Here is a 13877-nt window from a genome sequence, read left to right as displayed (position 1 = left end):
GGAACCGACCGAGCCCGAGCACCTGGCCGTGACCGAGCAACGCCCGCGGCTGTCCGTCCGGACACGAGGGCGGCCCCTGCTCCGGGGGGAGGGAGCAGGGGGGCCGAACGGGGGTGCCGGAGACGGTACTCCGGCCGTTGCTGGTTGACCGCGCCAACGCGTTGTTTCTTCGGACGACCCCCTGTTGTGCGCTGGTTTGCTGGTTGCTGGCGCGGTGTCTGTTTTCGACGTGCGCACACGCGCTATTTCCGGTGCGCGTGCTGGTCTGGCGCGGTGTGCGGAAAAAGCGTCCTACCGCATGCGGTAGATCGTGGCCGTGATGTACGGGGAGCGGTCGGCCAGAGCGGCCAGCGGACGGGCGTGCGCGGCGCAGGTGAACGCGTCCGCCTCGGTCACGTCCTGGCGGAAGCGCACGGCGAACGCGACCGAGGCCGGGCACCGCTGCTGTTCGCGCGGCTGGTTGGTGTCCAGGGCCTCACAGAGTCCCGGCGGCTGGTTGTACCAGACGAGCAGGGAGGTACCGAGGGACCGAGCAATCCGGCTCACGTCGTCCCGGCGCTGCTGCTCGCGCTCGGGGAGCGTCTGGGGGTCCACCGGCTGGACGACGGCCCCGGCCGGGGCAGTCGGGAGCGGGGCCGTCGCCCTCGGCGCGACGGCCGGACGAGCGGCGGCTCGGGGGAGACGAGCGGGCCGGGGCGCCGGGCGGTCGGGGACGGGACGGAAGGCTCCGAGCAGGGAGGCCAGGGAGTCGGCCAGGGAGGACCGGGGCGGCTCGTCCGGCTCCCAGTCGTCGGGGTCGTCGTCCGGCTCCCACGAGGGCGCAGGGCGGACCCGGGCGGCCCGAGGCGGGGGCGCCGGGGGGAGGTAGCCCTCGGGGGCCGGCCCGGTGTTCGCGTGGGTCCGGTGCGGGACCCGTTGACCGGTGCCGCACTCGGGGCACCGGATCGTCATGCGGTCCTTGGCCCGGGACTGCCAGGTGTGGCCGCACCGGCATTCGACCCACACCGCAGGGCGGGCCGCCGCGCGGACGGCTCGGGAGGCGGCGGCGGACAGTTCCGCTGTGACGGGGCCCTCCCATTCCTGATCCATGCGGACGTGCCGGGAGGTTCGGCAGTGCGGGCACCGGGTGTTCCCTCCCCGGACCGTCGTTCGGTACGGCTCTGCACACTCACGGCACACGATCTGTACGGGGACGGTTCGCACGTCTCCCCCCTTTCCGCTGGTTCCTGGCGCGGTGTCACATTCGATGATCTCACGGGGTATTCCGGGGTGATCTGGAAATACGAACGGCCCCCGGTCCGGTGTGGACCGAGGGCCGTTCGGGGTGCCGTGGGTCAGGCTGCGGCGGCCAGGTCGGACGCTTCCAGGAACGCCGACCCGATCCACTCCGTGTAGGCCGGGGGGATGGCCTCGGTCAGTTCCTCACGCACGTCCGTCCAGTCAATCCCCATGGCTTCCTGCATCTCCGGCACGGTGGCCTTGCCGCCGCCCTTGCCGTACGCCGCGACGTACGGGCCCGGGTGGTACTCCCCGTGTCGCCACCCGCGCACCCGGCCCCGGTGGGGGACGTGCGGCGGCTGGAGGAAGGTCCACCCGGACACCTCGAAGTTGCGGTGTCGGATGACCCCGAGCCCGAACATCTCGCCGCACAGGCGCATGTCCCGGCGGACAGGTGCCTTCCCGTCCGGCTGTTCGATCAGGTAGGGGAGGCCGGTCTCGTCCAGCAACTCCCGCAGGGCCGGGATGAGCTGGACGTGTTCCCCGCCCCACCCCCGGGACGCGTTCGTGCCCACGGTCAGGGCACACCCGGCCTGGCATGGCGGGGACGAGTGGACGAGCGCGAAGCGCCGGATCTCGCCCGAGGCGATCAGCGCGGCCAGGTACTCCAGCGCGTCCGCCTGGACGAAGGTGTGCGGGTACCGGGGCCGGTTCACGATGTCCACCCCGGTCACCGTGAACCCTGCTCGCGCGTACCCGACCCCGGCCCCGCCCGAGCAACAGAACAGGTCCAGGACTTCCGGCCGGCCCCCCACGGCGGTCACCGACCGGCGGGAGCGGCGGCCGGACGGGTCCGGCTCGCGCTCTCCCACGCTTCGTCACCGGGGGCCGCCCCGTTGGTCCTGGCCACCTTGGACACGGTGGCCGTGGCGAACGCCAGGTCGGGACCGACCGCGGATGCGTCGACCTCCCACGCCGAACGCTTCTCGCTGGTCTTCTCGTCCGTCCACGTCCGCTGTCGCAGGTCGCCCACGACGACGACCCGCATCCCCTTGGCCAGGGTCGCGGCCACGTTCTCCGCCAGGGACCGCCAGACCGAGACCCGGTGGAAGTCGGTCCCGGCGTCCTTCCACTCCCCGGCCTGCGCGTCGTAGGTGCGCCGGTTGACCGCGACGGAGAACTTCGCGACCGCGACCCCGGCCGGGGTGAAGCGAAGTTCCGGGTCGTCGGTCAGGTTGCCCACGAGGGTGATCGGGGTTCCGTTGGTGTTCATGCTGTCTGCCTCCTGCTCGATGGTCTGCTGTGTCGTTGGGGGGTGAAGGGGGTCTGTCGGCCGGACGGCCACGAACGGGCCCGGGTGGGGGGCCGGGCCCGAACGCGATCAGCCGGACGGATCAGGCGGTGTCGAACAGTTCGAGCTGTCCGGCCACGGGGGAGATCCCCCGGGCCTTGAGCCGCCGGTACTCCGAGGCCACCCACGAGCGGGAGTAGCCGGTCAGTTCGGCGGCGGTGCTCTGCGGCTGTCCGGTGGTGTAGCAGTCGTGGACGATCTCTAAGGCTCGGTCGCGGGTCATCTGCTCGGACATGGGGTCCCCCTCGGACGGTCGGTGTCGCGGTGTCGCGGTGTCGCGGTCGACCGCGACAAGTCGTGTCGCGGTGTCGCGGTCAGAGGTACGGGCCGTTGCCCGCGACAGGCTGAGGCGCCTTGGCCATCTGTCGCTGCATCGCGCGCGCGACGGTCTGTCGCGTCGCCTCGGGCCGGTACTGCTGCACCCGCGTCAGGATCGTGTCGCGGTCGGTCACGCCTGCGGTCATGGCCTCCCGAACCATCTGCGCGACACTCGGGGTCGCGTCGCTCGCCGTTGCGGCCGGGCGGGCGGGGCCCGCCGGGGCCGGAGCCGTCGCGGGGACGTCGCCCGCGACAGCCGGGAGGCTTTCGGTCAGGTCGGAGCCCTGCGCCCGCGACGTCGCGGGGTGTCGCTTCGTCATCAGGTCGACAACCACCGGGGCCGCCGAAACCGGCTCGGTGTCCCGGGCGGTCGTCGCGGTGTCGCGGTCCGTCGCCCCGGTCGCGACAAGGGGTGTCGCGGTGTCGCGGTCGGTGTCGCGGTCCGTCGCGACGGGGGTTGTCGCGGTGTCGCGGTCGGTGTCGTGTCGCGGGGTGGGCAGTGTCGCGGCCCAGTCGTGACGCGTCGCGATGGTCGCGAGACCCGCGACAGACTTCCGGCGGACGACCCGCGACACGATGGCCGCCTCGGCTGCATCCGCCTCGGTCGCGTCCAGACCGTGACGGGCCGCGTCGATCGCGGCGGCCAACTTGGCCGCGCGACGGGAGCGCTTCCGGCTCCCCTCGGGAGCGTCGGCCACCCGGTCCGCCAGGTCCACGGCGCGGTCGGCGGCCCGGCTGCGGGCGATGGCTGCGGAGTCCTCCCCGCGCCGGCCGATACCCAGGGAGGCGGTCAGCCGCTCCCGCAGCTCCCGCAGGGCGGCCCCGATCAGGCCGTCCGACTTCTCCCCGGACATGCGCAGTTCGAGCCCGAGCAGGAGGTGAAGCATCACGGCCAGGAGCACGGGCCCGAGGACGACCCGGACGGGGCCGCCGACCCCGCCGGACACCTGAAAAGCGGGGATGGCCTGCACCAACACGGCGGCGTACGCCAGGTAGGCCGGCCCCTTGGTCCGGGTGGCCCACGCGTAGACCGTGAGTGCCACGATGGCCGCCTCAGCGACCCCGCACAGGAGGGCCCGCTCGGTCTCGTTCGTGATGGCCAGGGCCGTCCCAAGGAACCGGTACGACGTGTCAGCGGACATGGCCAGGGCCAGGGCAGCGGGGGCGAGCAGGCCCAACGTGGCGGCCTTGGTACGGGACATGTTCGGCATGGTGGGACCTACTTCCTCTTGCTCTGTACGACGACGCTCTGAACGACCTTGACCGAGAGGGTGTCAGCTCCCGGCCTCTTGCGGCACAGAAGCGCCAGCGCCACCGCCAGAACCACCGCTCCCCCCAGGTACGGGGCCGCCGCCGACACGGCCGACACGGCCGCACCAAGGGCGAGCGACAGACCCCAGACCACGAACCCCACGACTCCGGCCATGGCCGACACGGCGGCGGTCACGGCCGACGCACGCCAGACCCACCGGGGCACGATCGGGGCCGGCTCCGGGACGGCCAGGGCGGCGGACTGCGGGAGCAGGGCCCCCGAGGCCACGAGGGCGGCGGCGTGCTGCTGTCGCTCCCATGCCGCGATCAGGTCCGCCGTGGACGGGATCGCGGGCCGCTCGGGGGCCGCCGCCGGGGCCGCCTCGGGCCGCTCGGACGGGGTGACCAGGGAGGCCGGGGAGTCCGGGATCAGGAAGTGCGTCAGGGCGTCCGGCGTGACCTCCCCGCCGGGTGCGGAATACTCGTTGTGGCTGCTCACGGGGTGCTCCTTCGTGGGTGTCAGGGTCCGGTGTCAGGACCCGGTGTCAGGCGCTGTCAGGGCGGTGTGTCAGCCGCTCTGACAGCGCGTCTACCTGGGGACTTGGTGTCAGATGTCAGGCCGTCAGGCTGACGTCAGAGCCGGGACGATGCGGTACTTGTGGCCCCCGGCGGGGACGAGCCGGCCCTCCCGTCCGAGGCGGCCAAGCTCCCCGGCGACCCACGGCCGGGACCGGCCGATCCGGTCGCAGTGCTCCATCACGTCCTTGGTCTGGATGACCATCTGACCCGTGCTCTCGAAGTGCCGGAGGATCTCCTCCATGGCCTCCCTCGGGTCGTCCGGGTCGGTGCCGGTCGGGGCGCCGAACATCGGTGCGTCGGTCGCCTCGGGGAGTTCGGCCTCGGGGTCGATCCCTTCGTCCTCGGGGTCCACGAGGGGTTCGGCGGGGGTCATGTCGTTGTCCGTCCTGGCGGCGCGCTGCGGGCCGCCCTCGGTCGCGGGGCTGGCGGTCGGTCCCTCGCGGTCGGTGTAGAGCTGTCCGGCGACGCTGGCCGCCGCCGTGGCGGTCACGTCGTCCACCGGCATGCGGACCGAGGCGAACTCTCGGGTCACCCACTCCAGCGTCACGGGGTTGTTCCGGAACGTCCGGGAGGGGGTGGACCACAGTTCCTCGTCCACACCGGCCTGCACGAGGTAGCAGTAACCGGGCCGCTTGTTGCCCCACGCCCCGGGGTTGGCGCCCGCGTCCAGCACTTCGGACGGGAGGGCGAAACCGGCGTCCCGCTCGTCCACGCCCATGCAGAGCGCGGACGGGAGGGAGGCCCGGGTGTCGGTGCTGATCTGGTAGCCGCTCGCGCGCTGCATGGACACCACGAGGGAGGCGCCGGCCGACCGGGCTTCCTGCGCGATGCCGGTGAACGCGTCGTCGTCCACGGCTCGAAGGGTGTTGGCCGCTTCCTCGAACCACCCGATCAGGTACGGCATCCCGGGGCACCCGCACGCGGTGCGGTCCTGGCGGCAGGTGTGGTCCGGGTCGTCCTGGCGGCGGGCGGCGGCCGGCTCCCACGACCGGTAGCCGTGCGACCCGAGCCAGAGCTGACGGGCGGGAATGACCGCCTCGAACGCCGCGATCATCGTTGCGGCCCCGTCCTGAGTGGTCACCACCCAGTCGCACGCGCCGAACGCTTCGCCCAAGTCCTGGCCCCGCTTCGGGTCCGACAGCCACACGGCCACGTCGCACCGGGTCAGGACTTCCGCCATGACGTCGAGGGCCGCCTCGGTCTTGCCGGAGCCGGTCACGCCCATGACGAGCAGGTGGATTGCCTGCGGGAGGGTGAGACGCAGCTCCCGGCCGTCGTCGTACACGCCGATCACGAGCGGTTCCGCGATCGAGCCGCCCGGGGCGGACGGGCCCGGGTACCAGATGACTTCCTTGAGCATGTCGTTCGGGACGATGACCAACTCGCCCTTGCGCGCCGACTCCGGGTCGGGCCGGTAGCGCACGGCCGTGGTCGGCACGTCCAGCGCGGACGCGACCCGAGGCAGAGCCTTGGACATGTCCTCGTTGGTCGCCTCCCCGGCCGGGAGGGCGTACGGCACGGTGACCTTGTTCGCCTCGACCTTGGGCGTGCCCAGCTTGGTACGGGCGAGCCCGACCTTCTCCAACAGGCCCTTGTCCGAGGACTCCCCGACCGCGTCGGGGTTGCGGCGCATGACCATCCGGACGTTCCACGACAGGGCCACGACCGGGCCACCCATGGCGTACAGGTCGATCACGGGGTGGCTGAGCGGACCGGACAGGGCCGCCGACGTCACCCACACCGACCCGGCCGCAACCGTGATCGCGGTGTGCAACCGGCGCTGAGCGCTCGTACCCCGGGCCGCCCACCACGTCGCACCGGTCAGCGCGACCGAGGCCAGCGTGAGGCCGGCCGCACCCCACGGGGAGTCAGCCCACATCAGGTGAGCGCCCTCCCCGGCGATCCCGGTACCCACGACCCCGAGCCACGGCGGAAGATGCGGCTTGGCCCGGTGCAACAGGTACTTGCCGACTCCCGCGAGCGCGGACTCTCCCTTGAGCTGTTCCTCGTGCTGCTGCTCGATGTCCTTCTCGCCCATGACCCCGCCCCCCTCTACTGCCGAGCCCAGTCCATGCGCGGACCCTGGGGGCGCCGGGCACGGTGCTTGACGCGGTTGATCTCTTCCTCGTACTCCTGCTGGAACTTCGCGTAGGTGGCGGCGGCGTTCTTCGCGGCCGAGGCGGCGGCATCCGCGGCCTTCGTCAGCTTCCGGGAGACGCGCCAGGCCCGAGCCTTCGAGCCGCCGATACGGCCCTCGGGGTCGGGGACCGTGGCCAACACGCCCTTGAGGATTTCGGCACCCATGGCCACCTCGAACGAGATCGTCACCATGACGGCCCGCAGGTGGTTGCAGTAGTTCCGCACGTCCGAGGGAGAGGTGAACTCGGGCGGGGGGAGCAGGGCCTCGGAGTGTCCGCCCCGGCCTCCCTGCGCGGGGACCGAGCCGCCGCCGCCGTTCGTCGTGGTCTTGTTCTGCGAGAGGTTCAGCGTGAACGAGGGGGCGAACGACGCCCCGAACTTCGCAGAGTCGTTCTTCGAGTTCTTGCCGCCAGTGGCGGCGGTGGTCGGTGTGCTCACCGGCTGTTCTCCGATCCGTTGCGATGACGGGGAGAGCTGTCGTTGTGCTCGCTCTGCCGCTACGGTAGAACAAGAAGTAGCACAGAGCAAGCACACAGCGAGCACAGAGCCGAGGGAGAGGCCGGATGGCATCCACACAGGCGACGGACATTGCGGCGCACTACCGCCGCGCGATCACGGACGGGGACCTACGCCCGGGTGACCGGCTCCCCACCGTGCGGGAGACGGCCGAACGGTTCGGGGTCGCGACCGCGACCGTGACCAGGGCGTACAAGATGCTCAAGACCGAGGGATGGACCGTCCCGCGCGAACGCGTGGGCACGGTCGTTGCCGAGCGGCCCCGGGTCGTCACCGGAGCCGAAAAGCTCGCCCGACTGGAGAGGACGGGCAAGGCACTGGCCGAGGGCGAATCGACCAGCGACCACTGGGCCGGCCTACGGAGTTGCGCCGACCCGGACATCTGCCGACTGCTCGGGATCGACCCCCACGACGAAATCGTGGTCCGGCGCCGGGTGCTCCGGCAGGACGGCCAACCGGTCGCGGTCGCCCTCTCCCTGATCAGCATGCGGGCCCTGGTCGACGTCCCGGAGTTGCTGACCCAAGGGAGGCTTGAGCCCTTCTGGCAGCACACCTACACCGACCGGACCGGACGGGAGATCACCCGTTCGCCGGAGATGTACGGCGCACGTCTGGCGAGCAATGACGAACTCCGGGCCCTCGAAATCGACGTGCCCGACAACGTGGCCGTGCCCGTCCTCGTGCTGCGCATCGTCCACCACGACGACGACGGCCCGATCGAAGTGTGGGAGGACGTCCACCCGCCCAACACCTGGAAGACGGCCAGCGCGTAGACCGCTCTCCCCTCTCCCGCCACGGCGTATCGATACGTTCCCGTATTGGGGGTCATCCCCGTACGGTGACCGCGCGGACGCCTGGCGGCCCGGTGCCCTCCCAACAGGGAGAAATCCGGGCCGCCTTCCGTACCCGCCTCCCGGCTCCGACCGGGAGTGACACGCCAGATTCCCCCGATTCGGTAGTGGCGGACGGGACCTGACGGCCCCTATGATCGATACCGATTATCGAAAGGAGTGTGGGAGACGTGACCGCAACCGCGACCATCGCCCCCGAGGCTCCCTCGGTCCCCGAGGACTGGCGAGTGACCCCCGACGGCACCGTGCCCGTCTCGGACGTGGCCCGCACGACCGGTGACTACCCGGCCGTGAACTACACCGTCCGACGCTGCGGGGTCCCGGTTGTCGACCAGGGGGGCCACGGCCGGACCCGCTACATCCCGGTGTCCGAGGCCCTGCTCCTGGTGGCCGCCGCCGCCCTGGCGGTCGCGGCCGGTGTCGCCCTGGCGCAGATGTACCGCGCGATCAAGGCGAGCGGCGCAACGGTCGGTGCCGACTCCCTGACCATCCCTCTCCCGCTCGGGAGCTGACCCGGTGTCCGCGACGACCACGAAGGAGGTGAGCACGATGCACAACCCCGACCGCCTGTTGGAGATGTTCCTCCGCATGTCGGAGGGAGAGTTCCTGATCCTCTGGCGCTTCGGAGGCTTCCACGGCCGGCCCCCGCAGGACGTAGACCGGCGGATCGTCGCCATGGTCAAGGGCATGACCCCCCGCGCCCGGCGCGACGTGGGCCGCGCGTTCGTGCGCGCCTTCGCGTCGCTCCCTCCGCAGGTTCGGGCCGCCCTGGTGTCGCTCCTGCTCTCCCTCGTGGGCCGCCCGCCCGGGATAGCTCTCCCGGCGCCGGCCCCTCGTGCTCTGTCCCCTCAGAGGAGGTGCCACCGGCTCACCCCGGCCCGCGCTCCGTGACCACACGACCCCGCTTCGGCGGGGGTCACGAGCAGCAGGCACCCACCCCAGAAATGCCGAAAGCCCCGGGACACGACTCCCAGGGCTTGGCATCGATCCGTTGCGAGGACCAACGTGTTTTCCAAGAGTACCCAGTCAGCACCGGTGCTGACCACAGATCCCCGTGTGACCCCGGTCGGCGGCTCCGGCCGGGTGACGACCGTCACGGACGGAACGACCACCTTCCTGATCTGCCGGACCGTGCGCGGTCGCGGCGGGTGGGGGGTCCACACCGCCGCCGGTGACCTTCTGTCCTCGGGGTGGCCGACCCTGACCCGCGCCCGGTCCTACGCGGACCGACTCCTGACGCGGGCGGGGGTCGGCTCATGACCGAGACCCTGACGACCACGACCAGGACCCGGGAGACCGAGGGCGCGGCCCGCATCCCCGGCGCGAAGATCTCCAAGACGGAGTGGTGGTTCCGGCCCTCGGACCGCATGGTGTTGCAGGTCGCGTTCCTCGGCTCCGGTGACGAGCGGGTGCCCGTGGGCGAGCCGGTCGGCATCGTCCCCCCGGTCACCGGGTGGGTCACGAAGAAGGATGAAGACGGCCAGGACACCACGATCGAGTACCGGCTCAAGGGCAAGAACGGCCGGTGCGTCGTCGTCTCCGAGGACGACTTGGACCGGGGGACGTGGGCCGGGAAGGTGGGCCAGGAACGACCCTCGGGCAACGACGCGAAGTTGGCGTTCGCCCTCGTGATCCGGCAGGAAGCGCGCGACCGCGCCCCGGAGGTCACCGCCGTGCCGTACATGGACGGCGGGGCCATGTTCTTCCCCGAGGCGGACACCCAGAACATCGGATACCGGCAGTTGGCCGGAGCCGAGGACGACGCGCGGAAGGCATGGCGCACGATCCTCGGTCACGCCATGGCCGACCCCAAGACCCTGCTTGCGCTCGGGTCGTTCATGGCCGGCCCCCTCGTGGCCCCGCTCGGTCTCGTGGCGCACATCGTCAACCACACCGGCCCGGGACAGCAGGGCAAGAGCACGACGCAGGTTGTCCAGGCAGGCATGTACGGCCGGGTGGAAGAGGGCGTGCTCCGGTCCTGGAACTCCAGCGCGCAGGGCATCCCGCAGATTCTGCGCCGGGCCCGCTTCCTGCCCCTCTGCCTGGAAGAGAACAGCGCCAAGGGCGACGGGGTGGCCAAGACGGAACAGATGATGTCCAGCATGGTCGGGGGCGCCAACCGGTCCATGGGGTCAGCTGACGGCAACGGCGGGACGTCCCTCGGTCGGTGGCGGTCGGTGCTGTCGTCCAGCTCGAACCTGTCGCTCCGGCGCCCTGGTCAGTCGGAAGACCTGGCCTCCCGGCTGTACGAACTCCCGGCCCCGTTCTGGCCGAACGTCTACGTGGACCGCGACGGCCAGGTGGTGCCCGAGGGCACGGCCCGGTCCATGCACCTGTCGAAGTGGGTCAAGCGGACCGCTACCGCCTTCCACGGGTGGCCCCTTGAGTGGGCGATCCGTGACGGGTGGTTCATGGCCGAGGGCCTGGCCAAGCTCCAGGACGCGCACGACGCGGTGACGCAGCGAATCGCCCCCAAGGGCGGCGGCATCGCGGGCACGGTCGGAGAGGTTCACGCCCTGTGGGCCGTGGGTGCCCACCTGTTGGGGGTCGCGGTCGGGGTCGACGGGTGCGGGAACGTTGCTGAGGCGGAAGCGGTCCGGCAGCTCCCGGCCGCGCTCGTCTCGTCCGAGTCGGCGGCCCTGACCCCGGCGGAACAGCTCTGGGAGGCCATCACGGCGGCCATGGCGCAGGGCCACCGGTTCCCCGAGGTGGACCTCACCGCGGGCGACCCGGCCGGCACCCTGCGGGCCCGGATGGAGGAACGGGGCAACGACGTCCACGGGTTCGTGTCCGTCACGGACGAGCGTCTGTGGTTCATCCCCGGCAAGCTGCGGGAGGTCGCGGAGCGCGCGCACCTGGCCGACATCCTGCACGCCGGTCTCGCGGGCATGAAGGAGTCCGGGGTCCTGGTCCCCGGTGACGCCCGGAACCTCCCGGCCAAGCCCCCTCGGACCCTGCGCGGCATGAAGGGGCTCGGGAGTCGCCTGTACCGGTTCGACCTGGCGGCGGCCGGCCCCGCGTTCGGCAAGGGCGACGACGACCCCGAGGGCGGCCCGGACAACGGCCCCCAGTCGTCGGGGCCGCGACTCTGCAACGGGTACACCTTCGGCAAGCCGTGCGGAGTCGAGATCGACCCGGCGGCGGACGACGGGAGCGGACGGCACGCGACGTGCGCCCCGGCCCCGGCTCCCCGGAACGAGTGGCCCGCCGGGACCCTCGGAGCCGAGGTGGCGGCCCTCCCGCTCCCCGAGGACGAGCAGGGGTGGCCCGAGGCGGCCCTCCCGGCGGACGTCCCGGCCCCCCGGCCCGAGGCGGCCCCGACCGCCCCGGCGGCGGCCCCTGCTCCGGCCGTACGTGAACCGGAAGACGTACCGGCCCCCTCGGGTGCCGTACGCCCGTCCCGGCCGAGACGGAAGGCACCTTCCCTCACGATCCCGGACGGCCCGCACGCGGAGTTCCTGGCCGCCGCCGTGGCCCGGAAGTCCGTCACGAGCGACCGGCAGTTGGAGGCCCTGGCCGAACGGCTCGCCCTGCTCGACGACCCGGAGATCGGGGAGGCCCCGGCCCGGCTCCGGCTCCTGGCGGCCATGGAGGGCAACCGGGACGCGTCCGGCCCGTTCGCCCCGTTCCTGCGCCGTACGTCGCCCCGGTGGCAGCCGGAGCGCCCCGCCGTGATCGACGCGGTGCGCGTGATGGACGGCTGGTCATGGGAGCGGGAGGACTACGACGGCGAAGTGGTCGTCATGGACCGGAACGGCTCGTGGCCGACCGCCGTTTCCTCGGTCCGGGTCGTCCACGGGGAGTTCGAGCACACCGGCGCCATCGAGGACGTGACCGGGGCGCCGGCCCCCGGCTACTACAAGGTGCGCGTCTACCCGTGGACCGAGGCTGACCTCCCCTCCCCGCTCGGGTCGGAGACCGTGGGCGAGGAACGGTGGATCACCGGGACCCGCATGCACCTGTTGGCCGACCTGGCCGCCGCCGGTCGGTGGCCGGACGCGTCCGCCTCGGACTCGTGGACCGGCACCGCCGTACGGCTGTCCTCGTGGGCCCACCTGATCGGGGAGTGCCGCCGGTACGCGCTGGAGACGCACGGCCGGGAGTCGGGCGCCTACGACGCGGTGAAGGAGGCGTTCGGGCAGTCCATGGGCCTGATGTACGGGTCCCTGGACGGGGACGGCGCGTCCATGCGGCGGAAGTGGAACTGCCGGAGCCGACGCACGGATTGGGTGCACGCGATCAAGGATCAGGCGTCCGCGACCATCTGGCGCACGGCGGACAAGGTGCGACAGCTCGGGGACGGCATGGCCCCGGTGTCCCTGCGGAACGTGGACGAGCTTGTCCTCCCCGCCGGGGCCCTGGCGGCGGCCACTGAGGGTGAGCGGCCCGCGCTCCGGCTGGACGACTCGGGCACGCAATTCGGTACGTGGAAGGTCAAGGGCACTGAGGTTTGGGGGGATGAGTGATGGCCAAGAAGCGGGACACTGGAGAGGGCGACAAGTATTCCGACGCTGAGGCCGACCGGGTGGCCGACGCGATCGAAGCGGCATACGCGGATTGGGCCAACACTGCCGAGCCCTCCCGAGTCGACGTGAAAGCGAAAGTCGAATGGGCCGGGCACGTCATGCCCGCCAACAATGGAATGCGTCGCACTCGAATTGACCTCCCGGCCGACAAAATGCGGGAAGTCCGTAAGGCGGCGGAAAAGGCCCGGAATGCTGCGGGACTGAAAAGGGCGGCCAAGCCTGCCAGTTCCTACAGGGCGAAGGGATGGGAAGCCCAGTTCCGTCAACTGTTCAAGACGGGCAAGGGATACGAGGCCATGAGCAAGGCCGGAGTGTCCGCGACGAAACAGACCCTTGACCGATGGCTGAGGGGCGAGCAGGCACCGAACAAGGCGAACCGGGACGCGATCGAGCGGGCCTACGACAGCATGCGGAACCGCCCGATGACCGAGGCTCGCGACGCGGCCCAGTCGGCGGCCAAGGAGGCGGCCGACGCGATGACCGAGGCCATGAAGGCGCAGTACGGCGTGAACATCCGGTTCCGCGACATCCAGCACTTCCGGTTCGAGTAGGCGCCGGCCCACCCGGACCCCGGGCCCCGCTCCCCCTTCCGGGAGGGCGGGGCCCGGGTGCGTTCACCCGAGGGAAGGCGGGCCCCGACTCCCGTCACGTATCGGCCGGTTACCCCCGGGGAACCTGCCCCTTCCCTGTACGTACCGGCCCGATTCCCCCCAGGAATACGGCTCTTGACCTGCGGAAACGCGAACGGCGCCCCATCCGGGCCCGGTTGGGTCGGTCGGCCCCGACCGCCTTCCCTGTGCGTAATGGGCCCCTGACCTGCGGAAACCCTCCGAACTTCCCTCCCCGTATCGGCTCGTTACCTGCGGGGATCACGGCCGATACCTGCGGGCAATGGGTGTCTGACCTGCGGACTCCCTCCCACCCGGCCCCTGTCGCACGGGCTGTCACGCCACCTGTCACACGGCCCCCTGTCGCGCGCCCTGACCTGCGGAGAGACCCCCGAACCCCCCTGCCTGTCACGGCGCGACAGCACGCGTGACACGGCCCCTGGGCCCTGCTCGGGCGGGTGTCGCGGACAGCCGCGGGCGTTGCTCGGTCACGGCCAGGTGCTCGGGCTCGGTCGGTTCC

At 71.8% G+C, this 13877-nt stretch carries 13 protein-coding genes; 5 read left to right on the top strand and 8 right to left on the bottom strand.

Annotation, left to right across the window (positions count from 1 at the left end):
- Positions 1-291: 291 nt before the first annotated feature.
- The 8 genes from AMK31_RS38680 to traA all read right to left on the bottom strand — a co-directional run bounded on the left by AMK31_RS38680 (position 292) and on the right by traA (position 7294).
- Entirely contained in the window at positions 292-1089 is a 798-nt protein-coding gene (locus tag AMK31_RS38680) for a hypothetical protein (RefSeq protein WP_073945444.1), read from the bottom strand.
- Positions 1090-1334: 245 nt separating this feature from the next.
- Positions 1335-2042 carry a DNA methylase gene (locus AMK31_RS38675; RefSeq protein WP_073945445.1) on the bottom strand — a complete coding sequence of 236 codons (708 nt, stop codon included), beginning with the start codon at positions 2040-2042 and terminating at the stop codon, positions 1335-1337.
- The gene (gene ssb / locus AMK31_RS38670; RefSeq protein ID WP_073945443.1) at positions 2039-2491 is read right to left on the bottom strand and encodes a single-stranded DNA-binding protein; all 453 of its coding nucleotides are present in this window, start codon (positions 2489-2491) and stop codon (positions 2039-2041) included. Before ssb ends, AMK31_RS38675 begins: the two co-directional genes overlap by 4 nt.
- A 121-nt stretch (positions 2492-2612) precedes the next feature.
- Positions 2613-2804: a hypothetical protein gene (locus AMK31_RS38665; RefSeq protein WP_073945442.1), complete on the bottom strand. Its 192-nt coding sequence runs from the start codon at positions 2802-2804 to the stop codon at positions 2613-2615.
- Between the two features lie 79 nt (positions 2805-2883).
- Entirely contained in the window at positions 2884-4089 is a 1206-nt protein-coding gene (locus tag AMK31_RS38660) for a hypothetical protein (RefSeq protein WP_143204321.1), read from the bottom strand.
- A gap of 17 nt (positions 4090-4106) precedes the next feature.
- Positions 4107-4637, bottom strand: coding sequence for a hypothetical protein (locus AMK31_RS38655; RefSeq protein WP_073945440.1), 531 nt, complete (start codon positions 4635-4637; stop codon positions 4107-4109).
- Positions 4638-4760: 123 nt separating this feature from the next.
- Positions 4761-6755: a plasmid transfer protein TraB gene (traB, locus tag AMK31_RS38650; RefSeq protein ID WP_073945439.1), complete on the bottom strand. Its 1995-nt coding sequence runs from the start codon at positions 6753-6755 to the stop codon at positions 4761-4763.
- A gap of 14 nt (positions 6756-6769) precedes the next feature.
- On the bottom strand, positions 6770-7294 hold the full coding sequence (gene traA, locus AMK31_RS38645) for a plasmid transfer protein TraA (protein WP_073945438.1): 525 nt from the start codon (positions 7292-7294) through the stop codon (positions 6770-6772).
- 125 nt (positions 7295-7419) lie between these two features.
- On the opposite strand from traA, the gene AMK31_RS38640 reads away from it, so the two are divergent.
- The 5 genes from AMK31_RS38640 (at position 7420) to AMK31_RS40600 (ending at position 13300) form a co-directional block, all read left to right on the top strand.
- Positions 7420-8145, top strand: coding sequence for a GntR family transcriptional regulator (locus tag AMK31_RS38640; RefSeq protein ID WP_073945437.1), 726 nt, complete (start codon positions 7420-7422; stop codon positions 8143-8145).
- Positions 8146-8393: 248 nt separating this feature from the next.
- Positions 8394-8735: a hypothetical protein gene (locus AMK31_RS38635; protein WP_073945436.1), complete on the top strand. Its 342-nt coding sequence runs from the start codon at positions 8394-8396 to the stop codon at positions 8733-8735.
- A 37-nt stretch (positions 8736-8772) separates the two neighbouring features.
- Positions 8773-9114 carry a hypothetical protein gene (locus AMK31_RS38630; protein ID WP_158074578.1) on the top strand — a complete coding sequence of 114 codons (342 nt, stop codon included), beginning with the start codon at positions 8773-8775 and terminating at the stop codon, positions 9112-9114.
- A gap of 365 nt (positions 9115-9479) precedes the next feature.
- A complete protein-coding gene (locus AMK31_RS42260) occupies positions 9480-12689 on the top strand; it encodes a DUF927 domain-containing protein (protein WP_073945433.1) in 3210 nt (1069 codons plus the stop codon).
- A complete protein-coding gene (locus tag AMK31_RS40600; protein WP_143204320.1) occupies positions 12689-13300 on the top strand; it encodes a hypothetical protein in 612 nt (203 codons plus the stop codon). Before AMK31_RS42260 ends, AMK31_RS40600 begins: the two co-directional genes overlap by 1 nt.
- Positions 13301-13877: the final 577 nt, after the last annotated feature.

The sequence above is a fragment of the Streptomyces sp. TSRI0107 genome (assembly GCF_001905845.1).
Classification (GTDB): Bacteria; Actinomycetota; Actinomycetes; order Streptomycetales; family Streptomycetaceae; genus Streptomyces.
This window is presented reverse-complemented; position numbering and strand designations above follow the sequence as displayed.